This is a genomic window from Rhodococcus sp. NPDC019647, assembly GCF_044389235.1.
GTDB lineage: Bacteria > Actinomycetota > Actinomycetes > Mycobacteriales > Mycobacteriaceae > Rhodococcus_F > Rhodococcus_F oxybenzonivorans.
In genome coordinates this window covers 47273-70895 of record NZ_JBIRXS010000001.1, presented here as the reverse complement: position 1 = coordinate 70895, position 23623 = coordinate 47273, and the positions used below count along the sequence as shown (strand labels likewise).

Genomic DNA, 23623 nt, shown 5'->3' with positions numbered 1-23623 from the left:
TACTCGAGTTCTTGCGGTAACTGCTCGTTGGTCACGCCGAGACGGAGACCTTCTCGTCGCCGTCGGTGACGGAGATGCCGCGAGCGATGGACGGGCGGCGCAGGAAGACGACCCAGGTGACGGCGATGCAGGCGATATAGAAGGCGAGGAACACCCAGAACGCCATGGTCGCCGACTTGGCAGACCCGCCGTAGGAGGCGCGCAGTACCAAGTTGATGCCGACACCGCCGAGGCCTCCGATAGCGCCCGCGAAACCGATGAGGGCTCCCGACATTGCACGCGACCAGGCCGCCTTGGCCTCCCGGCTCAGCCCGTCGAGGCCCTGCGCCTTGGCCTCGAAGATCGAGGGAATCATCTTGTAGACGGAACCGTTGCCGATTCCTGCCAGCAGGATCAGGGCGATGAAGCCGAAGACGAAGGCCACCATCACGCCTGCCGTGGCGGCGCCGGGCGTGCCGTCGTCGATGGTGCCGGCGGTCACGAGCACGGAGGCGGCGAGCGCCATGGCAACGAAGGTGTACAGCGTGATCTTCCCGCCACCGATCCGGTCGGCGAGCTTGCCGCCCATCGGGCGCGCGATGGAGCCGAGCAGCGGACCGATGAAGGCGATCTGCGCCGCATGCAGTGCAGCCTGTGCGGGAGTCTCACCACCGGCGAGGAAGTTGATCTGCAGAACCTGGCCGAACGCGAAGCTGAACCCGATGAAGGATCCGAAGGTGCCGATGTAGAGGAAGCTGATGACCCACGAATCGGAGAACTTCAGCGCCTTGGCCATCGAGCGGAGATCGGACTTCTGGTTACCGAGGTTGTCCATGAACAGGGCGGCGCCGACCGCTGCCACCGCAATGAACACCAGGTAGACCGCACAGACGATCCACGGTTCCGTGTTGCCCACGGTGGCGATCACGAGAAGACCGACCAGCTGGATCATCGGGACACCGATGTTGCCGCCGCCCGCGTTGAGGCCGAGGGCCCAGCCCTTCAGCCGCTGCGGGTAGAAAGCGTTGATGTTGGTCATCGACGAAGCGAAGTTTCCGCCGCCGACTCCGGCGAGCGCGGCCACGAGCATGAAGGTCGTGTACGAGGCCCCGGGGTTCATCATCAGGTACAGGGTGAACAGCGTCGGGATCAGCAACACCAGGGCACTGAAGATGGTCCAGTTACGGCCGCCGAAGCGGGCCGTTGCCACGGTGTAGGGAATCCGGAGCACCGAGCCGACCAAAGTGGGAACAGCGACGAGAAAGAACTTGCCCGCCGCGTCGATGCCGTAGATATCGGTGGGCATGAACAGAACCATGACCGACCAGATCGACCAGACGGAGAAGCCGACGTGTTCGGCGACGACCGACCAGATCAGGTTCCGCTTGGCAATGTTCTTGTTGCCCGCCTCCCAGGCGTCGACGTCTTCTGCGTCCCAGTGCTCGATGTAATGCTTCACCCGGGCCTCCTCGTTGTGTGGGAGACCCAAAGGTAGAAAACGGGTGTTGCGGCGGTGCTGCGGTCGGTGACCGCAACGTCAACTGATCCTCACTTCCCGACGGAGTCGATGTGAGGTTTCGTGGACGTTTCCGCAGCGTGTCGACGAGCGTCCGAAACGCCGTTCCAGCTGTCCTCGAGCATCCGCGGCTTACAGGCCTGAGCTCCCGCTATGACGAGGATCACTACCGCGACGGTCAAGAATCCGAACGACAGCGCCCAGCCGTCGGTGGAATCGTGGAACACGCCGAACAGTAGCGGACCGAGACACGCGACGGCGTACCCCACACCCTGCGTGAAACCCGACAACGTCGCCGAGCCGAGGTGTGTGCGGGTGCGCAGATTGATGAGCGTCAGCGACATCGGGAAGGTACTGGGCCCGAGCCCGAGCAGCACCACCCACAGGACCGGGGCCGCCATCGGCGCGAACAGCAGGCCGGAGAAGGCCACGAGGTAACAGAGCGCGCAGCCGATCACCACCGGGAAGGGATTACGCATTCGTGCGCACAGAGTAGGAGCACCGAACGCGGACACGAGCCCCATGAAGGAGAAGAGACCCACCATCGCGCCACCGAACGCCTCGCTCGCACCGGCATCGGCGAGGACGTCCGGAATCCAGGTGAACATCGAATACGTGATCATCGACGTCATCCCGAACATTCCCGCCATCCCCCAGCCGACGGGTGATCGCCACGCCTTGCCGTTTGGCGTTCCCGGGGGAACACCGACAGCCGCTCCCGCCGGCGTGGAGGCTGCCCGGCGACGCGCCCGCGCCAGCACCACGGTCCACGGAAGTGCTGCCGCGAAACCGAGCACGGCCCACACACCGATCGAAGTACGCCAGCCGAAAGCCTCCGCGAGGGGGACTGCAACGAAGGCCGGGACGATGGTTCCGATCTGCACGCCGACGATATACACCGAACTCATCGCCGCCAGTGAGTCGGAGAAATAGCGCTTGACGAGCGGGGGAATGACAACATTGCCGATACCCATTCCCGCGAGCGCGAGCGCCGACAGCGCCAGCAACGACCACGTGTCGTTCACCAGCGCCCGGGTGAGCATTCCGACGCCGGCCATCAGCATTGCCACGAGCGCCGTCCGTTCCAGCCCCCACCGCTTGGCGACGAGCGGGGTGGTCAGGCCGAACAGCGCGAACATCGCCGTCGGCACCATCCCGAACACTCCGACGACGGTGGGTGAGAAGCCGATGTCCTCACGAATCTGAGACGCGAGAGGGCTGAACGACGTGACCGCCAACCTGAGGACGAGCGCAGACATGGCGATCGCGCAGAAGACGAGTAGGCGACCGCGCAGAAGTTTCACCTGAGAAATCATAGGATGACCGGATGACCTTTGGAAAACCGATTCGGCGTGCGAGCCTCATCTCGCAGGTCACCGAGCAGTTGCGGGAAGAGATCTGCAGCGGACGCTGGGCGGTCGGCGAGAAGATTCCGACCGAGACGGCGTTGTCGGAACTGACCGGAACGGGACGCAACACCGTCCGGGAAGCCGTCCAGGCGCTGGTCCATACCGGGCTGCTCGAACGGAGGCAGGGGTCGGGGACCTACGTCGTCGCCACCTCCGATGTCGGCGGAACCCTCGGAAAGTACTTCGCCGGGGCCCACGAGCGCGACGTCCTGGAACTACGCCAGGCCCTCGACGTGACCGCCGCCACGCTCGCCGCCCGGCGGCGCACGCCCGAGGACGCCGCCCGCCTCGAGGATCTGCAGCGCGAACGCCGACGCCTGTGGGAGGAATCCGCGACGGATGCCGCGATCACAGCCGATGTCGCCCTGCACCGCGCGATCGTGGAAGCCAGTCACAACGCGGTGTACCTGGAGTTCTACGACTCGCTGCTCCCCGCTATCGAGCACACCGTGGATCAGCACGTGCACGCCACCGGTGAGGGATTACACAAGGAGCACGAACGCCTCGTGCGGGCCGTCATCGACGGAGACGAGCATCGCGCATCGCTCGCCGCGCGGGACCTCTTCGCCGAACTTCTCGACTAGCCGGGCGTCCTTCGGCACGTCCACTCAGAGCAGCAGTCGCACCACGTCGGCGGTACGGGCGAGTCCGGGGAAGGCTTCGGCCGTGGATCGGGGATGCAGCACATGGACGGCAAGACGGAACAGAACGGCACGCAACAGCATCTGCGGCCACTCGGGAAGGTCTTCCCAACGTCCGATCAGGGCCTCGTCCGCCCCACCCCAGGAGATGGCGTCCACGACGGCCACCGCGGCCGCCCACGCCGCGGGCCGCCAGTACGGGGTGATGTCGGTGATGCCGGGTGCCAGGGCACCCGAGAACAGCACGGTGCCGAACAGATCCCCGTGCACGAGCTGATCGGGGCTGATCACAGGTTTACGCAGAGTCGCCAGGCCGGTGATCAGTTCCAGGCTCTTGCGCCCGTCCGGCGACGGCGTTTCGAGTTGCTCGGCACCCTTCGCGCCGCGCAGGGGAATCTTCTCCCACGCGGCCCGATCGGCCGCCACGAAGACGTCGACCTCCGCCCACGGGGCGACGGGAGGCTGCACCAGGAATCGGGGACGCTCCAACTGGGACGTCGCGGCGTGCAGCCGTCCCGACATCGACACCACCTCGTCGTGCCGGGGTTCGGGCGTGCCCTCGATGAACGTGTCCGCACGCCACCCCGACACCACGTACCGGCCGTCGGTGGAACGCACCGGACGAGCGAGCCGCACCCCGTCCACTTCGAGGGTTTCCCGGACCTTGGCTGACCAGGCGGCACGGGCGTGGTCGGCGACGGCTGAGAGGACTACGTCTCCACAGAGCCACCCGCCGTCCCAGTCCGCACCGAGTGGAATGGGCTCGACTTCCCGGAGGCCGAACGTGGAGCACACGTGCTGAGGGGGTTGTCCTGTGCTCACGATGTCAACGCTACCGCCGGGTGACCCGGCGACCCCGGAAGGCGCGCTGACCAGGTGCCGCCGAAGTCAGTAGACAGGCAGGCTGGTATCCACCTGCCTGGCCCACGCGATGACTCCGCCCTGCAGATGTGTCGCGTCGGAGAAGCCCGCCTTCTTGAGGGCGGCCAGCGCTTCGGCCGAACGCACCCCGGTCTTGCAGTGCAGCACGATCGGCTTGTTCTGCGGCAGCTCGGCGAGAGCCTCCCCCGACAGGATCCGGTCCTTCGGGATCAGCACCGCGCCGGGCAGATGGACGATGTCCCATTCGACGGGTTCGCGCACATCGACGATCTGAATGTCCTTCCCCGCATCGAGAAGGTCCCGCAGCTCCGTCGCAGTGATGGTCGACCCTGCCGCTGCCGCCTGACCCTCGTCGGAGACGACGCCGCAGAAGGCGTCGTAGTCGATCAGTTCGGTGATCGGCGTGCGTGCCGGGTCACGGCGAAGGGTGATCGTGCGATACGTCATGTCGAGCGCGTCGTAGACCATGAGCCTGCCGAGCAGCGATTCACCGATACCGGTGATCAGCTTCACCGCCTCGGTGGCCATGATCGACCCGATCGAGGCGCACAGCACCCCGAGCACTCCCCCTTCGGCGCACGACGGGACCATTCCGGGTGGCGGCGCCTCCGGGTACAAGTCGCGGTAATTGAGTCCGCGCCCATCCGGTGCGTCCTCCCAGAACACCGACGCCTGTCCCTCGAAACGGTAGATGGAACCCCACACGTACGGCTTGTGCGCCAGGACCGCGGCATCGTTGACCAGGTAGCGGGTGGCGAAGTTGTCGGTACCGTCGAGGATCAGGTCGTACTGACCGAACAGCTCCACCGCGTTGTCGGGTTCGAGCCGGAACTCGTGCAACCGGACGTCGACGTGTTCGTTGATTTCCTTGATGGACTCGCGGGCGCTTTCCGCCTTCGGCCTGCCCACGTCCGAGCGGCCGTGGATGACCTGACGTTGCAGATTGGACATGTCGACCTCGTCGAACTCCACGATCCCGAGGGTTCCGACACCTGCCGCGGCGAGATAGAGCAACGCCGGCGAGCCCAGGCCGCCCGCGCCGATGACGAGGACCTTGGCATTCTTCAGCCGCTTCTGCCCCGCCATGCCGACGTCGGGGATGATCAGGTGCCTACTGTAGCGAGCCACCTCGTCACGCGAGAGTTCGGCGTCCGGCTCCACCAGCGGTGGCAGTGGCTGCGGGGTTTTTCCAGAACGGTCAAGCGACACGATCCACTCCTGACGATTGCGCGACGGCTTCCGGCTCCGTCGAGGCGTCTCCTCGGCGACATCTCGACGATGTCACTGTCAACACCCCGGCAACCCCCATTCTTCCCCCCGCCACGCCGGCGGGACACATGAGCTCAACTCAGCCACGCGGGAACGGCCAAGGATTGAAATGGCACGTCAGGCCATTCTTGGGCACTATGCCTTCGGGGTCGAGTTCGGCGATGTCGTTGTTGGAGGTGCCGAACGACTGCTGCATCATCACCGGGGCGAGACCGCCCTCCGTTTCACAGGGTTGGTGATCCTGGTAGCCGATGGCATGACCGACCTCGTGGTTGATCTGATACTGCCGATACGAACCGATGTCACCCTGGAAGGCGATGGCTCCGCGCACCCAGCGGGGTTCGTTGAGGAGGACACGGTCGATCCCGGGGTTGTAGCAGGACACCTCGAGCTGGATGTCGTATCCGCAGGCCTCCCTGATGGTCATCTGGGAGGTCAGGGACACGCGGAAGTCGGGGTCGCCCTGGTCTACCCGCCGGAACGCGAACCGTGGGTCCTTGGTCCAGCTCTTCGGGTTGGACAGGGTCTGGTCGACCATGCGCCCGAATGATTCGTCGCCCCCGAATCCCGAGGTGTCGACGCCGTCCTCGATTTCGACGGAGTAGGTGAACTCCCGCTCGGTACCCTGTCCGACCTTGGGACCCGAGCCGGGCACCACCCGCCACGTGCGGGCCCCCGCAGTGGTGAACGGGCCGCCTTCCGGCAACGCTCCGGACGGCAGATCCGCCGCGAAGTTTCCATCCGCCTCGGGAGGCACTCCGATGACGCTCGAGCCGTCCGTGTCCCGGGACAGCGTCCCGAATCCGGGAGTGTCGGTGCTCGCTGCCGGGTCTCCGGCGCCAGTGCCGCGCACCGCGTCGACCACGACGAAGATCGTGACCACGAACAGGATCGGTATCGCATAGGCGCGCCACCCATAGGTGGAGACGAATCGGCCCACCCTGCTCTGTTTCCGAACCTGCCGTTCCGGCCGCGGGGTCCGGGGTTTGGTGACGTCCCCGGTGATCGGATCCCACTGCGCACGGAGAGGTTGATGGGATTGCGCCCGGGGAGTGGACCGGGAGGCACCGGGTGCGGCGACACGCTGATTCAGGCTGCGCGATTGCCACTCCCCGTGATCGGAGCTCTCGGGAGCCCTGCCGCGCACGCGCGGTCCTCCTCGGTCAGTCACGACGCCAGAATCTCACAGTCCGGCATCAGCTCGTCCCAGCCGTCCACCGATGTCCTCTTCGGCGTGTCCGCCCCGGACCACCCGCAACACTGGGGCAACCCGTGCCAGCTGGTATAGCCGCAAGCGGGGATCCGGGCAGTTACCGGTCAGGCAATATTGCAGTCGGACATCGACCTGTGAGTCCACCATGAACGGATTCCTACGCGCGGGTATCGTTCACACAGTTACACAGAATGTGACGCGGAATACTTGTGCAGATTGGAAAGCGCTATGACTGAACTCGCAGATCGGACGAACTCCGATCGCGACGCCACCACCGGAAAGGGTAACGGGCCGCGGCGCAGTACGCGTCTCCCCCGCGACGCCCGGCGACTGCAGCTACTCGCTGCAGCCAGCGAGGTCTTCGTCACGCGCGGGTACCACGCTGCCGGTATGGACGAGATCGCGGAGTGCGCCGGTGTGAGCAAGCCCGTCCTCTACCAGCACTTTCCCGGCAAGCTCGAGTTGTATGTCGCCGTTTTGCAGAGCTATGTCGACAGCCTGATCTCGGGTGTCCGTCAGGCATTGCGATCGACCACCGACAACAAGCAGCGCGTCCGTGCGGCGGTCCAGGCGTTCTTCGACTTCGTCGACAACGATTCGCAGGGCTTCCGGTTGGTGTTCGAGTCGGACCTGATGGGCGAACCTCAGGTTCAGAGCCGTGTCGAGCAGGCCACCGAGGCGTGCGTCGACGCCGTCTTCGACCTCGTCAGTCACGACTCCGGTCTCGATCCCTATCGCGCCCGCATCCTGGCCGTGGGATTGGTCGGCGCAAGTCAGTTCACGGCGCGCTACTGGCTCGAAGCGGCGCGTCCCATTCCCAAGGAAGAAGCGGTCGACACCACCGTCACCCTGGCGTGGGGTGGTCTGTCCCGCGTGCCGCTGCATCCTGAGCAGCGCTAGAACCTCGGTGTACGAGAAAGGGCCCGCAGCCGGTTACGGCTGCGGGCCCTTTCTCGTACACCGTCACGCAGTGGGAGCGAACCCGACCTTGCGGATATCCGACGGACCGATCTCCACGTACGCAATCTTCGCCGCCTGGATGAGGAACTTGCGTCCCTTGTCGTCCTGCAGGGACAGGATCCCGTCACCGCCACCGAGGGCGCCCGAGACCAATGTCTCGACCTCGTCCGGGGTCTGCTCGCTGCTGACGATGAGCTCACGTGGGCTGTCGATTACACCGATCTTGACCTCCACGGTCAACCTCCGAACTCTCCGAGAAACATCAGCTGTCCTGGCCAGGCTAATGCAGTCGGCCCCGCCGGGGCGCGCAGGTGCGCTGTGCCCTGAGCGAACAGGCCGCCCGCACGGGCGATGTCACACGAGACCGAGCACCGCCATGCGCTCGGCGTGCATCTTCTGCATGCGGTCGAACAGGGCGACGACACCATTGAGGTCTCCCGACGCGGAGATCACGAGATCGGTCAGCGCCTCGCGCTGCGCCAACACGAATTGCGCCTGCGTGATCGCTTCACCGAGCAGACGCCGGCCCCACAGCATGAGGCGGTCCTTGTCCCGGTTGCTGGCGGCGATCGCCCGCTGCACCTCGTGCACGACGAACTCCGAGTGGCCCGTCTGCGACAGCACTTCTTCGACGGTTCCGGCCGCCTCGGCGGGCAGGGAATGGCCGATTTCGCGGTAGAAGTCGGCGGCGATTCCGTCACCGACATAGGCCTTGACGAGCGCCTCGAGCCAGGTGGAGGGCGTCGTCGAGGCGTGGTAGTTGTCCAACGCGCGCACGAACGGGTCCATGGCTTCGTAGATGTCGAATCCGCGCGCGGTCAACGCGTGCTCGAGCATTTCGAAATGGCCCATTTCGGCGGCTGCCATGCTGGCGAGCGCGACCTTGCCCTCGAGGGTTCGCGCCATCTGCGCGTCCTCAGACAAGCGGTAGAAGGCGGAGATCTCGCCGTATGCAAGGACCGCGAAGAGTTCGCTGACACCGGGATGATCAGCGGGAATGGTCGAGTTCGACGAGGCAGGGGTGTTGGGCTCCATGGCGCCCCAGCCTAGTGCGTCGGGGAGTGACATTCCCCATGAGCAACCGGCGAGCGGGCGTTGTCCGGCTACAATGATGGTGGATAACCGCTCGTCGCCACGTTCGTCACCATCGAACGCCGGTCCGGCAATGATCGCGTTCACGATGTGATCAGCGGTTCTCCACCGATAATGTGCGCGCACCTGATCGACGGTCCCAGCCGCGCCTCGCCGAAATTCTGCGAATTTCCGCGCTGAGGCAGAGGCAGGATCACTCGGAAGAGGACCTCGACAAGCGTCGACTGGGAAATCGGGCCGAACAGCGGCCTGGCCCTTACCTCGTGCGTGCGTGCAGCTACGAGGAAGGCTAGTCCCCTGAGCAAGATCACTGTCGACCATGAAGACGACGCGACCGAGACCACGCTGTCTGCGCAACTCGACTCCACTCACGTTGCTCCCACCTTCGCTGAACTCGGTGTTCGTGACGAAATCGTCCGGGCTCTCGACGAGCAGGGCATCGAGCGCACGTTCGCCATCCAGGAACTGACCCTGCCGCTCGCCCTCGCAGGCGACGACCTGATCGGTCAGGCCCGCACGGGCATGGGAAAGACCTTCGGTTTCGGTGTCCCGCTGCTTCACCGCATCTCCAGTGGCACCACCGGAACGGCCAAGCTCGACGGCACCCCCCGGGCACTGGTCATCGTGCCGACCCGCGAGTTGTGCATCCAGGTCACCAAGGACCTCGACAACGCGGCGAAGTACCTGAAGGGCGAGAAGAACAAGCTCGAGGTCCTCGCCATCTACGGTGGCCGCCCTTACGAAACGCAGATTGCGACGCTCCAGAAGGGCGCCGACGTCGTCGTGGGCACCCCGGGCCGCCTGCTCGACCTCGCCAACCAGGGTCATCTGATCCTGGGCAAGGTCGAGGTCCTCGTTCTCGACGAGGCCGACGAGATGCTCGACTTGGGCTTTCTGCCCGACATCGAGCGCATCCTCGGGATGGTGCCGGACAAGCGTCAGACGATGCTGTTCTCGGCGACCATGCCGGGCCCGATCATCACGCTGGCCCGCACGTTCCTCACCCAGCCGACGCACATCCGCGCCGAGCAGGCCGACGACTCTGCGGTGCACGACCGGACCAGCCAGCACATCTACCGGGCGCACGCGCTCGACAAGGCGGAGATGGTGGCCCGCGTGCTCCAGGCTGACGGCCGCGGCGCGACGATGATCTTCACCCGCACCAAGCGCACCGCCCAGAAGGTCGCCGACGACCTCGCCGAGCGCGGTTTTTCGGTGGGCTCCGTCCACGGCGACCTCAATCAGGTCGCTCGCGAGAAGGCGCTGAAGGCGTTCCGCACGGGCAAGATCGATGTCCTCGTCGCCACCGATGTCGCCGCCCGCGGTATCGACATCGACGACGTCACCCACGTCATCAACTACCAGTGCCCGGAGGACGAGAAGACGTACGTCCACCGGATCGGCCGCACCGGCCGGGCGGGCCGCACCGGCATCGCGGTCACCCTGGTGGACTGGGACGACATTCCGCGGTGGCAGCTCATCGACAAAGCCCTGGGCCTCGACATTCCCGACCCCGTCGAGACCTACTCCAGCTCACCCCACCTGTACGAAGAGCTGTCGATCCCGGCGGAGGCGACCGGCTCGGTAAAGGCGGCTCCGGTGGCGAAAGCCGAGAAGCCCGCGCCCGTCGAGGACGGCGACAGCACCGAGCGGGCTCCTCGCCCGACTCGCACCCGTACCCGGCGCCGCACACGGGGTGGGCATCCTGCCGACAGCGTCGGCCCCAAGTCGGTCGCAGCCGAGACGACGGCCCCCGAATCCGCTGCTTCCGGCGACACCGAGGGTGACGGTGCATCCACGCCGCGCCGTCGTCGTCGCCGCCGGACCTCGAAGGTCGGCGCCACGACGAACGCGGAGTAAATTACTACCGTGCTCGCACCTGAGCGGCGCTCGCGCGCCGATCTCGCCGTCGCGGCCGGAATCGCACTGATCGTGACGGTCGCCCTGGTCGTCGTGTGGTTCCGTAGCGACGCCCGGGGCACCACTTCGGTGACGGCGGCCGAGCCGCCCTCTGCACTCGTCACGGCTCTGGCCGTGCCCGAGACTCTCGATCCGCTGTGGGAAGCGTCGAGCCCCGTCACCACTGCACCTCTCGTCGTCGCCGGCGCCGTGGTGACCGCGGACGGTGGTGACGTCGTCGGACGTGACCGTACGTCCGGTGATGAGCTGTGGCGGTACTCCCGGGATCGTGAGCTGTGCGGTGTGACCGCCTCGTGGGACAAAGTCGTGGCGGTCTACCGCGACGAGCGAGGGTGCTCTCAGGTGACGGAACTCGAGGGCGGCACCGGTGCCCGGGTAGCGCAGCGTTCGAGTGACGCCGACCCCGAAGTGATGTTGTCGGCGGATGGAACCTATGTCACCTCGCGTGGGAACAGCCGCCTCGAGCTGTGGCGCTCCGATTTGGTGCGCACCGTCGAATACGGCCGCGTCGGCGCACCCGTCAACCCCGGTAAACAGCCTCGCAGCGGATGCACGTTGCTCGACGTCGGTTCCAGCAGCAGCCGGCTCGCCGTGCTCGAGCGTTGCCCCGGCGAGGAGGGTGACCGACTGACCGTCATGAACCCGTCACCGAAGGACAATCAAGAGCCCGAAGAGTACGGGTCCAGCGTCCTCGCGGGCGTCGAGGCAGGGGTCGAGGGTGCTCGGGTTCTCGGCGTGTCCGGTGAAACCATTGCCGCCTATCTACCCGGCGGGAAGTCCACCGGTCCGCGGATCGGTCTGTTCGACGGCACCGGCAACGCCGTCTCCGAGTACCCTCTCACCACGGCGGTCGGGCCCGATTCGGTCACTGCGGCAAGCAGTTCCGCCATCACGTGGTGGACGGGTTCCGATGTCGTGACTTTGGGCGCCACCGATCTCGCGCCCCGGTGGAGCTTTCCCGGCGCCCTGGGTCCCGGGGCCGTCATGGCGGGCAGCCTCCTCGTCCCGGTCGACGACGGGATCGCCGTTCTCGACCTGTCGACGGGTGCACGGCTGAGAACCATTCCGGTCGAACGCGATCCCGGTACGGGACCGATCACCACCGCTGTGGCGGGCGACCTCGTCATCGAGCAACGTGGCGACCGGATCACCGTCCTACGCTGACGGGGTGGAGGATTCCGCGATCACAACAAGGTAGCCGTCGAGGTCACGCAACCAGATTTCCCGGTGGCCCGCATTGGGATTGAAGTGAACGTCGGTGACGACGTCGGCATCCGAATCTCGTATTCGTGTCAGCACATCGTCGAAGTCACCGGCCTCGAACCAGATCGCCACCCCGTTACCCCTCGGCAGCGCCGGGTCACACAGCGCGCCATGATGGTGGCCGAGGTCGATCCTGTGCAATTGCAGGATCAGAACTCCGTCGACGAGAAGTTGCTCGTACTCGCATCCCCCGTGGCCGCTCACCGCTCCGAGGACGTGGCAATACCAGTCGGCGGCCCGTTCGACGTCGGCTACGGAGACGAGCGGTTGCGCCCGTATTTTCGGGATCGTGCTCGGTGGCGTCATGCCTGCGACGGTAACGTGGCCGAGCCCCCGAGGCTTGGACGAATGAGCACACACACGACCCGTCCGGTCAGCGGAAGGTGGCCCGGTAGGCAGTTGGGGACACCCCGAGCGTGCGGCCCAGATGCTGCCGCAGGGAGGTGGCGGAGCCGAAACCTGATGCGTCCGCGACCTCGTCGACCGGCAGGTCGGTGTTCTCCAGCAATTCCCGGGCGCGGTTGATGCGCTGCTCGACGAGCCACCGGGTCGGAGACATGCCTGTTTCCCTGCGGAATTTCCGCGTGAACGTGCGCACGCTCATCGACTCCTGCGCAGCGAGTTCGCGCAGGGACACTGGTTGGTCGAGCCGGGACAACGCCCAGGCCCGCGCAGCCGAAGTCGAGGTGGTGCCGGTCTCCGGAACGGGTTCGGTGATGAACTGGGCTTGACCCCCGCTCCGATGCGGCGGCACCACGGTGCCCCTGGCCACCTCGTTCGCTGTCGACGCCCCGTGGTCGCACCGAATCATGTAGAGACACAGATCGATTCCCGACGCCACACCCGCCGCGGTGAGCACCTCGCCGTCGTGGGTATAGAGCACCCCGGGGTCGAGATCGACGTCGGGGTAGAGCCGCCGGAACGCGTCGGCCGATTTCCAGTGCGTGGTCGCGCGGCGGTTGTGCAGCAGGCCGGCGGCCGCGAGAACGAACGATCCCGTGCAAATCGACGCGACACGGGTGCCGGGACGGATTCGCGCGAACACGTCGGCCAGCGGACGTGGCAGTTTCCCGTCCTCGGGAGGATCGTAATCCTGCTCCGACGCCGGGACGACCACGGTGTCGGCGGTATCGAGCAGTTCGGGTCCGTGTGTCACCGAGAGCGTGACGTCGGTGTCGGTACGGATGTTTCCGGGGGCGAGCGCGCAGGTCCGGACCTCGTACAGCCGCTCACCCTCCGCCGTCCTCGCCTCACCGAACAGTCGGTGGACGATCCCGAATTCGATCGGGAGGACACCATCGCGCACGAATACGACGACACGGTGAGCCATGGCCCGATTCTTTCACATAGTGGCTGCCTGGCCACTGTTGGTGCGCTCGCGTCCGGTGAACACTCGACAAAGACGAGGAACCCGACACGAAGGGGTGCAGATGAGAATTTTGTGGGTATCCGCTCATCCCGAACCCAGGTCGCTGAACGCCGCACTGCGGAAGGTGGCGCTTCGAACCCTGACGGTCGACGGGCACGAGGTCCGGTCGTCCGATCTCTACGCGATGGACTGGAATCCCGTGGTGACGGCAGCAGACTTCCGCCACGAGCACGATCGACGCCTCCATATCGGGCAGCGCTCACGCCAGGCGCTCGAGCAGGGGACACTGGCCGCCGACATTCTCGCCGAGCAGCGCAAACTGGACTGGGCCGACGCACTCGTCGTTCAGTTCCCGCTCTGGTGGTACGGGATGCCGGCCATCCTCAAGGGATGGTTCGATCGGGTCTTCGTGGAGGGGTACGGCTACGGAGTGCGAGGGGCGGACGGTTCGACGCGGCGATACGGCGATGGAATGCTTGCCGGCAAGCGGGCCCTGACGGTGGTGAGCTTCGGCGGTAGCGCGGACAGTGTCGGGCCGCGCGGCATCAACGGAGCAATGGACGAATTGTTGTTCCCTATCCAGCACGGGATCTTCTGGTACACGGGCATGTCGGTGATGCCACCGTTCCTCGTCGACAGTGCCGACCGGCTCGCCGAGGAGCAATTCGGCCAGGTAGCGGCACGTCTCGAGCGGCATCTCGCCGGCTTGTTCACGAACCGACCGATTGCCTTCCGCTCCCAGAACGGTGGCGACTACGACTCCCGATTCGTGTTGCGCGCCGATCGCTCTCCCGGAACCACGGGATTCCGGGCTCACTATGGCGAAGTGACACGATCCGAGCAGAACTCCCGCCCTCGCCAGAGCTGTAACGTGTTCTAATTCTTCAATGGCAACCTACGTGATCACGGGCGCCGCGTCAGGCATCGGCGCCGCCACCGGTCAGCTACTCACCTCTGCCGGTCACACCGTCATCGGTGTCGACCTCGCGAACACCGACGTCGTCGCCGACCTGTCGACCCCGGAAGGCCGGTCTGCGGCGGTGGCGGCAGTAACCGAGGTCAGCGAAGGAGTCGTGCACGGGCTCGTGTGCTGTGCGGGACTCGGACCGCTCTCCCACGCTCCCGGCGGGACACTCGTCGCTGTCAACTACTTCGGCGCTGTCGACCTCGCCACCGGACTGCGGCCGGCGCTCGAGCGGGCCGAGGGTGCGTCGGTGGTCGTGATCTCGTCGAGCAGCACTACCACCCAACCGGGCATCCCGGAACACCTTGTAGCCGCATGCCTCGATGGCGACGAGGCCAGAGCCCTGGAACTCGGGGACGAGGCCACCGCCATTCCGGCATACCCGGCGTCCAAGCTGGCGCTGGCCTGGTGGGTCCGGCGCGAAGCCGTCCGCGCCGAATGGGTCGGGCGGAAGATCCGCCTCAACGCCGTCGCACCTGGGATGATCGACACACCGATGACGAACGGACCCGACCTCGACCCCGAGCTGGCGAAAGCCCTTTATTTCTACCCCGTACCACTGGGACGCCGCGGCCGGCCCGAGGAGATCGCAGACGTGGTCGAGTTCCTGGTGGGACCGGGCTCCACACTCCTCTGCGGAAGTGTCGTTTTCGCCGACGGCGGCACCGATGCACTACTCCGGCAACAGGATTGGCCCGCGGCCTGGAACCCGACCCCTGAGGACCTTACTCGGCACTTCCAGTCGAGAACGTGACCAGCTCGGACCCGGCCCAGTGCTTCGCCAGGTTGTCCGCCAGGTCGCGATAGGCCTGCGCACCCTTGTTCTTGCGCCCTGCCAGAACGGTGGCGCCGGACGCCGTCGCCTCCGCGAACCGGACGGTCCGCGGAATCGGCGGCGACAGGACCGGCAGATCGTATCTGTCGGACACATCGGACAGTACGTCGCGACTGTGCGTCGTCCGGGCGTCGTAGAGCGTGGGCAGCGCACCGAGCAGCACGAGGTCGGGATTGGTGATCTGCTGGACCTCCCGGACCGTCCGCAGCAGCTGGCCCACACCGCGATGAGCGAGCGTTTCACATTGCAGCGGGACCAGCACCGATTGTGAAGCAGTGAGACCGTTGAGCGTGAGCACCCCGAGCGACGGCGGGCAGTCGATGATGACGGTGTCGTAGTCGTCCAGAAGCGATGCCAGAGCACGCTTGAGGGCGAACTCGCGGCCAGGCCGCATCAGGAGCAACGCTTCCGCACCGGCCAGGTCGATCGTGGCAGGAAGCAGATCGACACCGTCCTCGGTGGGGATCACGGCATCCTTCGCAGCAAGATCGCCGGTCAGCACCTCATGGACCGAGGCCTCGAGACGGTCAGGATTGTGGCCCAGGGAGAAGGTCAGACATCCCTGCGGATCGAGATCGACCACCAAGACTTTGTTGCCCAGCGCAACGAGCGCCGCACCCAGAGAAGCGACGGTGGTGGTCTTGGCGACCCCACCCTTCTGATTTGCCACTGCAAGAACCGTTGTCACGGCTCGATCCTGTCCTACTTCGCCCCTCGAGGCGAGCCTTACACGCGATTCGACTGACATGATGGATCAATGCCACCGAGTGATTCGCCGTCAGAACGTCGGATCGTCCTCCTCCGGCACGGCGAGACAGAATGGGCGCGTTCCGGTAAACACACAGGTCGCACGGATATCCCGCTCACCGACGTGGGCGAACGGCAGGCCCGGACGCTGGGCACCGCACTCGACGCTCTGCGACTGCGCAACCCACTCGTGATCGTCAGCCCCCGCCGCCGCGCCCAGGACACCGCTCAGCTCGCGGGACTGAAGATCCACCGCACGTGGGACGCGCTCGTCGAATGGGACTACGGCGCCTACGAGGGCCTGACGACGCCGGACATACGCACGAAGGTGCCCGACTGGACGGTGTGGACTCATCCCTGTCCGCGCGGAGAACAGGCGGAGCAGATTCACGCCCGATGCGATCTCGTCCTCTCGGTTGCCCATTCGCAGCTTCCCGACCGCGACGTGATCCTCGTCGGGCACGGCCACTTCTCTCGCGCCCTCATCGCGCGGTGGGCGGATCTGCCGGTCAGCGAGGGGCGCCGATTCGCACTGTCGCCCGGCGCCTACTCGATACTGGGTTTCGAGCACGGCGCACAACAACTGGTCACTCACAACGTGACGATCGAGGAAGGTTCCCGATGATCAGACGCGCACGACCCGAGGACGTCTCTGCCATCACGGCCATGATCTACGAGCTCGCCGAACACCAGAAGGCGCGCGACGCGTGCACCGTCACGGCAGAGCAAATGCAGGACGCGCTCTTCGGACCGCAGCCGTCCACCTTTGCGCACGTCGCCGAGAGCGACGACGGGCGCGTGGTCGGCATCGCAGTCTGGTTCCGCAACTTCTCCACGTGGGACGGCACCCACGGTATCTACCTCGAGGACCTGTTCGTCAGCCCCTCCGAACGAGGTGCCGGGCACGGCAAAGCGCTGCTCGCCACACTCGCCAAGGAGTGCATCGACAACGGCTACACGCGACTGTCGTGGTCGGTGATCAATTGGAATACTCCGTCGATCGAGTTCTACGAATCGCTCGACGCTCATCCTCAGGACGAGTGGACCACCTACCGGCTCACCGGGGACCCGCTCGGAAAGCTGGCATCCGAGGTGAGCTGAGCTGTCATTCGTCCTGACCGTATTCGGCGGCCATCCACTTCGACGTGGGGCTGCTGAACAGGCAGCCGAGAGCACCGATCACCACGACCCCGAGCAGGACACCGAACACGGGTTGGTGTGAATCGGTGAGAAGCGACCACGCCACCGGGAGCAGGAGCAACTGCGCGACGATCGCGATGGCCCGACCCCAGCGCCTGCCGAAGATCAACGCCACGCCCGCGGCGAGCACTGCGCCACCGAGGATGGCGAACCATGCCGCGGTTCCGTAGCCGCTGCTCACACTCTGATCGTGACCGAGCAGCCCACGCACAACCAGCACGACGGCCACCCCGACGGCGACGGCACCCTCGAGCGACACCAGTGCACCCGCGGAGCGGACCGTTGCGGGCGTGGACTGGCTGAGAGGCGGCTTCGGCACGCGGCAAGCCTAGAACACCGAGACGCCGGCAGGCTCGGGACGGTGACACACAACGCCCCACTAGTCTTGGTCCCTGTGCGCGCGCTGCTGATCGTCAATCCGAATGCCACCTCGACGACCCCCGCCGGGCGCGACCTCCTCGCTCATGCACTGTCGAGCAGAGTGCGATTGACGGTGGTGCACACGACGCACCGCGGCCACGCCGCCGAACTTGCGCAGCAGGCCTGTGTGGACGGAATGGGGTTGATCATCGTCCACGGCGGCGACGGCACCGTCAACGAAGTCGTCAACGGCCTCCTGGGTACTCCCCCGCCGGGGTCGACACGAGTCGAGTCGGTGGGACTGGTTCCGCCGATCGCCGTCGTACCCGGAGGTTCGGCGAACGTGTTCGCCCGGTCCCTCGGCATCGCCGCCGATCCTGTCGATGCCACCAACCAGCTCATCGACCTGCTGGCGCGCGGCGAGCTGCGCAGGATCGGTCTGGCCCACTGCGACAACCGCTGGTTTGCGTTCAACGCGGGTCTCGGGTGGGACGCCGCGGTGTGTGAGGCCGTGGACGCCCACCGCAAGAACGGCCGACCGGCCACGCCCGCCCAGTACGTGCGGGCAGCGGTCCGGGTCTTCTTCCGGTCGAAGAACGCGGAGCCGACGCTCACGGTGCACGTTCCCGGGCAGGAACGGGTCGAGGGCGTCCACTACGCATTCGTGTCGAATGCCAGTCCGTGGACGTATCTGAACAAACGGGAGGTCCACACCAACCCGGACACGAATTACGACAGTGGGCTCGGCGTCTTCGCCATGACCTCCACGTCGATCGTCACCACACTTCGTGTTGCCCGCCAGTTGTTGACCCCCGGTGCCAGTCCGCGCGCGAAGAAGCTCATCAGGGTCGACGACGTGCCGTCGGTGCGGATCTCGGCGTCCCGGCCGATCGGACTGCAGATGGACGGCGATTACATCGGCCTGTGCAACGACGTGGAGTTCGTGTCGGTGCCGGAGGCCCTGGACGTGGTTGCGCCCAAATCCTGAGCAGACCTCGAGAAATCGGGTTTTCCACCTCGCGGGCCGGGCTGCCATGGGGTACAAAGGACGGCGCGCCTCATAGGGCGACCTTAGAAAGTGAGTTCCCCCACGGTGCGGCGGATTTCTATTGACATCCCGCCAGTTCGTGAAAGCATTCACAAGCAACAGTGCGGAAACATTCTCTACGCACAGATGAACTCACCAAGACAAAACGGTGCATTACGCACCCAGTTAAGGAGCAGAAGGATGGACTGGCGCCACAAGGCAATCTGTCGCGACGAAGACCCCGAGTTGTTCTTTCCCGTAGGCAACAGCGGTCCGGCTCTCGCGCAGATCGCCGATGCCAAGGTTGTCTGCAACCGCTGCCCGGTCACCGCCGAATGCCTGTCCTGGGCTCTCGAGTCGGGCCAGGACGCCGGTGTCTGGGGCGGCATGAGCGAAGACGAGCGACGCGCACTCAAGCGCCGTAACGCGCGCACGCGGGCCCGCACGACCGTATAGAAGTACTTCGAGGAAGACGGGCCCGGCACCACATGGTGCCGGGCCTCTTGCTTTGTGCACCCTCTTGCTTTGTGCACCCTCTTGCTTTGTGCACCCTCTTGCTTTTGTGGGCCGTCACGTCGCGTTCCAGTAGCGAGGACCGCGGCGGCCGAGCGGAACCCGCAGCACTGCGTCCGTTCCGCCGTCCGTTCCCGGGTGCAGGCCCAGGGAACCGTTCAGTTCTGCGGCCACGAGTGTCCGGACGATCTGCAGGCCGAGACGATCGGAACGTTCAAGGCTGAAACCGGGCGGCAGGCCCTTCCCGTCGTCGTGGATAACCACGTCGAGCCAGCGTGCGGACCTCTCGGCGCGCATCGTGACCGTCCCTGGTGCACCGGGCTCGAAGGCGTGCTCGATGGCGTTCTGCACGAGTTCGGTCAGGACCATGACGAGCGGTGTGGCCCGTTCCGCGGAGAACACTCCCAAACTTCCCTCACGCCGGACCTTGATGGGTGTGCTCACGGTTGCCACGTCGGACAGGATCGGCACCAGCCGGTCGACGACCTCGTCGAGGTTCACTTCCTCGTCCACGGACATCGACAACGTGTCGTGCACGAGCGCGATCGAGGTGACCCGGCGCACGGATTCCGTCAGCGCCTGGCGCGCTTCCTCGTTGTTGGTGCGTCGCGCCTGCAATCGGAGCAGGGCGGCGACAGTCTGCAGATTGTTCTTGACCCGGTGATGAATCTCACGGATCGTCGCATCCTTGCTGAGGAGCGCTCGATCGCGCCTCTTGACTTCCGTGACATCGCGTACGACGACGGCAGCGCCCACCCGCTTACCGCCGGGCTTGAGGACCAGCGCACGCAGCAGCACCGTCGCTCCCCGCGCCTCGATCTCCATCCGCCTGCCGGGGATATCTGCCAGAGTGTCGCGGATATAGCCCGCAACCTCCTGCGACTCGAACGGGTCGGTGACCAGTGACCGCGTCGTGGCCGCCAGGTTGCGTCCCACCAGGTCGGAGCTCAGACCCATGCGGTGATAGGCGGACAACGCGTTGGGGCTGGCATAGACGACGCGACCCTCGGTGTCGAGGCGGATGAAGCCGTCGCCGGCGCGGGGACTGGAATTGGTGTCCGACCGCGACTCCCGGATCGGGAAGGTGCCGTCGCTGATCATCTGGCACAGGTCTTCGGCGCAGTCGAGGTAGGCCACTTCGAGCGGGCTCTGCGCCCGCTGATGCGACAGGTTCGTGTCCCGGCTGAGTACCGCGATCACCTCGCCGCCCCAGCGCACCGGGACGGCCTCGCCCCGCGGCGGCAGACCGGCATGCGTGCCACCATCCGTCGGCCGCACCACCCGCTCCTCGACGAGGGCCTGCAACACCTGCGGATGCTGGGACTCCGAGGCCACCGTTCCGACGACGTCCTCGGGATACGCGGTCGACGCGGTGGTGGGCCGGCAGTGGGCGACGCAGATCACCGTCCGCGTTTCTTTCGGGGAGGCAGAATCCTCGACCCACAGCAGCACGTCGGCGAACGACAGATCGGCCAGGAGTTGCCACTCCCCGACCACTCTCTGCAGGTGATCGACAGCGGACCCGGGAAGATCGGTGTGCTCGGCGAGCAGATCGCTCAGGGTGGACATCGGCTGAGGCGACTTCGGGTCAGCTCACGAGATGACGGCGATGAGGTCGCCCTGCTGAATCACATCGCCGACCTTGACGTCCACGGAGGTGACGGTGCCGGGCTCCTCGGCGATGACGGGAATCTCCATCTTCATGGACTCCAGAATGACGAGGGTGTCGCCTTCCTTCACCTCGTCACCCGCACTGACCACAACCTGATACACCGTCGACACCATCTCGGCGCGCACGTCTTCTGCCATCGTGATCCTTACTCCCGGGGTCGAGAAAGCCCTGTTGCACAGACACCCAACCACACGTGGAACACTGTAGTGAAAAGAAGGGAGATCTACTCATGGGTAAGCGTGGTCGCAAGAAGCGCAGTCGCAAGGGCAACGCCGCCAACCACGGCAAGCGTCCCAACGCCTGACGCGCCGTAGAACGCACATCAGGGGCCGGAAAGCAGCACGCTTTCCGGCCCCTGATTGCTTGTCTGAAGCCCTAAGCCTCGCGTTCGGTCTCGGTGATCAGGATGGTCCGCCGTAACTCGACGGAGAGCCGCTGGCGCAGGCTCTCGGGGGCGTGCTCGCCACCGCACTTGCGGCTCACCAAGCTCTTGACCTTCTCCTCGATCCCGTAGGCCTCGAGGCAGGAGCCACACTCGTCGAGATGCCGCTGCAGCCGCGCGCGCGCGGCTGCATCACATTCGCGGTCCAGCATCAGCCAGACGTCGGCGATCACCGCGGAGCAGTCGAGCTGCTCGAATTCGTCCTGCTCGCTCACCGGGAAACCTCCTGATCCGCACCTACGGCTGCCTCGGCCGGCAGCTCCCCGTCACCCCGGTTGAAGCCGCGTTCACGTGCGACGTCACTCAGCAGACCGCGCAGCTGCTTACGTCCGCGGTGCAGACGCGACATCACGGTCCCGATGGGGGTACCCATGATGTCGGCGATCTCCTTGTACGGGAATCCCTCGACATCGGCGTAGTAGACGGCCATCCGGAACTCCTCCGGCAGCGCCTGCAGCGCCTCCTTGATGTCGTCGTCGGGAAGGGCATCGAGCGCCTCCACCTCGGCGGACCGCAAACCGGTGGACGAATGCTCTGCCGTCGCGGCCAGCTGCCAGTCCGTGATCTCGTCGGTGGGATATTGCGCGGGCTGCCGCTGCTTCTTCCGGTACGAGTTGATGTAGGTGTTGGTCAGGATCCGGTACAGCCAGGCCTTGAGATTGGTGCCCTCACGGAACGACCGGAATGCCGTGTATGCCTTCACGTACGTTTCCTGCACCAGATCTTCGGCATCCGCAGGGTTGCGCGTCATCCGCAGCGCAGCACCGTACAACTGATCCAGAAGTGGAAGCGCGTCCCTTTCGAAACGCGCGATCAACTCGTCCTGGGGCTCGGGTCGGTCTGCCTTCGGACGGTCATGTTCGTGCACGCTGATCCCTTCGGTCGCCGTGGGCGTCAAGGTTACCGCCAACTGCAGACGCGACGTGGGCTCCGCTACCGTGGCCATCACGAGTAGGACCACTCCCTTCACTGGACGCTTGCTTCTGCCCGTACCAACACGGCTGCCCCCGACTGTGTTCCCGGGACGTACTCCTGAGGCCGCCGGGAGGAGATGGCACAGTGTTCATCCATGGCCGGAACTGCGACCCCCGCGACCACCCTGCTCGGTAAACAGCGCGTCGCGCACCGGATACACACCTATGCGCACGACGCGCGCGCCGAGTCGTACGGCTCCGAGGCCGTCGACGCGCTCGCCGAAACGGTAGGGGTCGCGGCCCATCAGATTCTGAAGACCCTCGTGATCAAACTCGACACCGGCAAGCTCGCCGTCGCGGTCGTGCCGGTGCCGGACATGCTGTCGCTGAAGGCCGCAGCGGCGGCACTCGGGGCGGGTAGAGCCGTGATGGCCGATCGGAGCGAGGCGGAGCGGTCGACGGGTTACGTATTCGGCGGCATCTCGCCGCTCGGGCAGCGGAAGATCCTTCCCACCGTGATCGACACCTCCGCCATGAAGTGGGATCGGGTGCTGTGCAGTGCGGGACGCCGGGGTGTGGAGATCGAACTCGCGCCGGCCGACCTGGTGCGGCTGAGCGGAGCGGTGGTCGCCGCCGTCACAGCAGGCTGAGTTGCTCTCCTGCCCGTGCTTCGTCGGGCGTGCCCGGATCGGGCTCGAGTAGCTCGGGTCCGTTGTTCCGGACGCTGTTCACTCGCGTCGACACCCGGAGGATCCCGATGTCGGCGATGGCCTCGGTCGAGACCGTCAGTAGATCGGCCGACGCGGGTTGCCGAGGATCGAGCCAGGCGTCCCACCGATCGCGCGGCAACACGAGCGGCATCCGGTCGTGCACATCCGCCAACTGGGCAGCGGAGTCGACCGTGACGATGGCGCAACTCAGGACAGGTGCGGGGTCGCGCACCGACCGGTCGTGCCATACGGACCACAGCCCTGCCACGTACAGGCGGGAACCGTCCTGCGGCGACAGATAGTACGGAATCTTCTCGGTTCGGCCCGACGCCCGTCCCTGGCCGCCCGGGGGTTCGTTCTTCCACTCGAACCACCCGTCCATCGGCACCAGACACCGCGTGTGGGTGAATGCGTTCCGGAACGCGGGTTTGTCGATCGAGTCGGCGCGGGCGTTGAACAGGACGGGTCCGTCGCCGACTTTCCTCGACCACGGCGGGACGAGCCCCCATCTCATCCGCCGGACACGACGCGCGTCGTGGCGGTCGAGGACAGTGAGTACCTCGGTGGTCGGGGCGACGTTGAAATCCGGTCGACCCGGCTCCTCCCCCACCTCGTCGATGGCATCGAGGTCGGTCGCCAGCGTTGCCGGATCCGCAGTGGTCGCATACCTGCCACACATACCCACCAGAGTGGCACAGACAACCGACACCGGGCCGAGCCGTCCAT

The 23623-nt window shown here is 65.9% G+C and carries 29 protein-coding genes; 12 read left to right on the top strand and 17 right to left on the bottom strand.

Going from position 1 to position 23623, the window contains the following annotated elements:
- Positions 1–31 precede the first annotated feature (31 nt).
- Positions 32–1438, bottom strand: a complete 1407-nt coding sequence (locus ACH49N_RS00380) for a NarK/NasA family nitrate transporter (protein WP_236603298.1) — start codon at positions 1436–1438, stop codon at positions 32–34.
- A gap of 89 nt (positions 1439–1527) precedes the next feature.
- Positions 1528–2811 (bottom strand): MFS transporter, encoded by a 1284-nt coding sequence (locus ACH49N_RS00375; protein WP_358270666.1) that lies wholly within the window; start codon positions 2809–2811, stop codon positions 1528–1530.
- 11 nt (positions 2812–2822) lie between these two features.
- On the opposite strand from ACH49N_RS00375, the gene ACH49N_RS00370 reads away from it, so the two are divergent.
- Entirely contained in the window at positions 2823–3488 is a 666-nt protein-coding gene (locus ACH49N_RS00370) for a FadR/GntR family transcriptional regulator (protein ID WP_358270668.1), read from the top strand.
- A gap of 24 nt (positions 3489–3512) precedes the next feature.
- On the opposite strand, the gene ACH49N_RS00365 is transcribed toward ACH49N_RS00370, so the two are convergent.
- From ACH49N_RS00365 to ACH49N_RS00350, 4 genes are all read right to left on the bottom strand, one after another.
- Positions 3513–4367, bottom strand: coding sequence for a TIGR02569 family protein (locus ACH49N_RS00365; RefSeq protein ID WP_109331219.1), 855 nt, complete (start codon positions 4365–4367; stop codon positions 3513–3515).
- A gap of 66 nt (positions 4368–4433) precedes the next feature.
- The gene (gene moeZ / locus ACH49N_RS00360; RefSeq protein ID WP_159925927.1) at positions 4434–5636 is read right to left on the bottom strand and encodes an adenylyltransferase/sulfurtransferase MoeZ; all 1203 of its coding nucleotides are present in this window, start codon (positions 5634–5636) and stop codon (positions 4434–4436) included.
- A 139-nt stretch (positions 5637–5775) separates the two neighbouring features.
- Positions 5776–6789 (bottom strand): DUF3152 domain-containing protein, encoded by a 1014-nt coding sequence (locus tag ACH49N_RS00355; protein ID WP_358270772.1) that lies wholly within the window; start codon positions 6787–6789, stop codon positions 5776–5778.
- A gap of 90 nt (positions 6790–6879) precedes the next feature.
- Positions 6880–7056, bottom strand: a complete 177-nt coding sequence (locus ACH49N_RS00350) for a hypothetical protein (protein WP_358270670.1) — start codon at positions 7054–7056, stop codon at positions 6880–6882.
- An 81-nt stretch (positions 7057–7137) separates the two neighbouring features.
- On the opposite strand from ACH49N_RS00350, the gene ACH49N_RS00345 reads away from it, so the two are divergent.
- Positions 7138–7809: a TetR/AcrR family transcriptional regulator gene (locus ACH49N_RS00345; RefSeq protein WP_109331224.1), complete on the top strand. Its 672-nt coding sequence runs from the start codon at positions 7138–7140 to the stop codon at positions 7807–7809.
- Positions 7810–7872: 63 nt separating this feature from the next.
- Here ACH49N_RS00345 and ACH49N_RS00340 read toward each other — a convergent pair whose 3' ends face one another.
- A complete protein-coding gene (locus ACH49N_RS00340; RefSeq protein WP_109331225.1) occupies positions 7873–8103 on the bottom strand; it encodes a DUF3107 domain-containing protein in 231 nt (76 codons plus the stop codon).
- Positions 8104–8223: 120 nt separating this feature from the next.
- Positions 8224–8904, bottom strand: a complete 681-nt coding sequence (locus ACH49N_RS00335) for a ferritin-like fold-containing protein (RefSeq protein ID WP_159925921.1) — start codon at positions 8902–8904, stop codon at positions 8224–8226.
- A gap of 324 nt (positions 8905–9228) precedes the next feature.
- On the opposite strand from ACH49N_RS00335, the gene ACH49N_RS00330 reads away from it, so the two are divergent.
- Both ACH49N_RS00330 and ACH49N_RS00325 read left to right on the top strand, forming a co-directional pair.
- Positions 9229–10821, top strand: a complete 1593-nt coding sequence (locus ACH49N_RS00330; protein ID WP_317764650.1) for a DEAD/DEAH box helicase — start codon at positions 9229–9231, stop codon at positions 10819–10821.
- A gap of 9 nt (positions 10822–10830) precedes the next feature.
- Positions 10831–12045, top strand: a complete 1215-nt coding sequence (locus tag ACH49N_RS00325) for a hypothetical protein (protein WP_358270672.1) — start codon at positions 10831–10833, stop codon at positions 12043–12045.
- Here the strand turns inward: ACH49N_RS00325 and ACH49N_RS00320 are convergent.
- Both ACH49N_RS00320 and ACH49N_RS00315 read right to left on the bottom strand, forming a co-directional pair.
- Positions 12037–12450 (bottom strand): VOC family protein, encoded by a 414-nt coding sequence (locus ACH49N_RS00320; protein ID WP_358270674.1) that lies wholly within the window; start codon positions 12448–12450, stop codon positions 12037–12039. The genes ACH49N_RS00325 and ACH49N_RS00320 overlap by 9 nt on opposite strands.
- 67 nt (positions 12451–12517) lie before the next feature.
- Entirely contained in the window at positions 12518–13474 is a 957-nt protein-coding gene (locus ACH49N_RS00315) for a helix-turn-helix domain-containing protein (protein ID WP_358270676.1), read from the bottom strand.
- A gap of 100 nt (positions 13475–13574) precedes the next feature.
- Between ACH49N_RS00315 and ACH49N_RS00310 the strand changes: the two genes are divergently transcribed.
- Both ACH49N_RS00310 and ACH49N_RS00305 read left to right on the top strand, forming a co-directional pair.
- Positions 13575–14393, top strand: a complete 819-nt coding sequence (locus ACH49N_RS00310) for an NAD(P)H-dependent oxidoreductase (protein ID WP_358270678.1) — start codon at positions 13575–13577, stop codon at positions 14391–14393.
- Between the two features lie 7 nt (positions 14394–14400).
- Positions 14401–15231, top strand: coding sequence for an SDR family oxidoreductase (locus ACH49N_RS00305; RefSeq protein WP_358270680.1), 831 nt, complete (start codon positions 14401–14403; stop codon positions 15229–15231).
- On the opposite strand, the gene ACH49N_RS00300 is transcribed toward ACH49N_RS00305, so the two are convergent.
- On the bottom strand, positions 15203–16000 hold the full coding sequence (locus ACH49N_RS00300) for a ParA family protein (protein ID WP_159925909.1): 798 nt from the start codon (positions 15998–16000) through the stop codon (positions 15203–15205). The two genes, ACH49N_RS00305 and ACH49N_RS00300, sit on opposite strands and share 29 nt — an antisense overlap.
- A 69-nt stretch (positions 16001–16069) precedes the next feature.
- On the opposite strand from ACH49N_RS00300, the gene ACH49N_RS00295 reads away from it, so the two are divergent.
- Both ACH49N_RS00295 and ACH49N_RS00290 read left to right on the top strand, forming a co-directional pair.
- Positions 16070–16684, top strand: coding sequence for an acid phosphatase (locus tag ACH49N_RS00295; RefSeq protein ID WP_250764841.1), 615 nt, complete (start codon positions 16070–16072; stop codon positions 16682–16684).
- Entirely contained in the window at positions 16681–17160 is a 480-nt protein-coding gene (locus tag ACH49N_RS00290) for a GNAT family N-acetyltransferase (protein WP_159925907.1), read from the top strand. The genes ACH49N_RS00295 and ACH49N_RS00290 overlap by 4 nt, the downstream gene beginning before the upstream one ends.
- A 4-nt stretch (positions 17161–17164) precedes the next feature.
- On the opposite strand, the gene ACH49N_RS00285 is transcribed toward ACH49N_RS00290, so the two are convergent.
- Positions 17165–17578 carry a hypothetical protein gene (locus tag ACH49N_RS00285; RefSeq protein ID WP_109331244.1) on the bottom strand — a complete coding sequence of 138 codons (414 nt, stop codon included), beginning with the start codon at positions 17576–17578 and terminating at the stop codon, positions 17165–17167.
- A gap of 75 nt (positions 17579–17653) precedes the next feature.
- Between ACH49N_RS00285 and ACH49N_RS00280 the strand changes: the two genes are divergently transcribed.
- Positions 17654–18607, top strand: coding sequence for a diacylglycerol kinase family protein (locus ACH49N_RS00280; RefSeq protein WP_358270683.1), 954 nt, complete (start codon positions 17654–17656; stop codon positions 18605–18607).
- Between the two features lie 240 nt (positions 18608–18847).
- On the top strand, positions 18848–19102 hold the full coding sequence (locus ACH49N_RS00275) for a WhiB family transcriptional regulator (protein WP_005240099.1): 255 nt from the start codon (positions 18848–18850) through the stop codon (positions 19100–19102).
- Between the two features lie 114 nt (positions 19103–19216).
- On the opposite strand, the gene ACH49N_RS00270 is transcribed toward ACH49N_RS00275, so the two are convergent.
- Positions 19217–20728 (bottom strand): sensor histidine kinase, encoded by a 1512-nt coding sequence (locus ACH49N_RS00270; RefSeq protein ID WP_159925903.1) that lies wholly within the window; start codon positions 20726–20728, stop codon positions 19217–19219.
- Positions 20729–20752: 24 nt separating this feature from the next.
- Positions 20753–20968 carry a biotin/lipoyl-binding carrier protein gene (locus tag ACH49N_RS00265; RefSeq protein WP_005240095.1) on the bottom strand — a complete coding sequence of 72 codons (216 nt, stop codon included), beginning with the start codon at positions 20966–20968 and terminating at the stop codon, positions 20753–20755.
- A gap of 92 nt (positions 20969–21060) precedes the next feature.
- On the opposite strand from ACH49N_RS00265, the gene ACH49N_RS00260 reads away from it, so the two are divergent.
- Positions 21061–21135 carry a 50S ribosomal protein bL37 gene (locus ACH49N_RS00260; protein WP_022597109.1) on the top strand — a complete coding sequence of 25 codons (75 nt, stop codon included), beginning with the start codon at positions 21061–21063 and terminating at the stop codon, positions 21133–21135.
- Positions 21136–21206: 71 nt separating this feature from the next.
- Here ACH49N_RS00260 and rsrA read toward each other — a convergent pair whose 3' ends face one another.
- Positions 21207–21488 (bottom strand): mycothiol system anti-sigma-R factor, encoded by a 282-nt coding sequence (gene rsrA / locus ACH49N_RS00255; protein WP_159925901.1) that lies wholly within the window; start codon positions 21486–21488, stop codon positions 21207–21209.
- The gene (locus ACH49N_RS00250; protein WP_109335199.1) at positions 21485–22219 is read right to left on the bottom strand and encodes a sigma-70 family RNA polymerase sigma factor; all 735 of its coding nucleotides are present in this window, start codon (positions 22217–22219) and stop codon (positions 21485–21487) included. The genes rsrA and ACH49N_RS00250 overlap by 4 nt, the downstream gene beginning before the upstream one ends.
- A gap of 123 nt (positions 22220–22342) precedes the next feature.
- On the opposite strand from ACH49N_RS00250, the gene ybaK reads away from it, so the two are divergent.
- Complete coding sequence (gene ybaK, locus ACH49N_RS00245) at positions 22343–22837, top strand: Cys-tRNA(Pro) deacylase (RefSeq protein WP_358270686.1); 495 nt, start codon at positions 22343–22345, stop codon at positions 22835–22837.
- On the opposite strand, the gene ACH49N_RS00240 is transcribed toward ybaK, so the two are convergent.
- Complete coding sequence (locus tag ACH49N_RS00240) at positions 22824–23576, bottom strand: SOS response-associated peptidase (protein WP_358270688.1); 753 nt, start codon at positions 23574–23576, stop codon at positions 22824–22826. The two genes, ybaK and ACH49N_RS00240, sit on opposite strands and share 14 nt — an antisense overlap.
- Between the last annotated feature and the right edge of the window lie 47 nt (positions 23577–23623).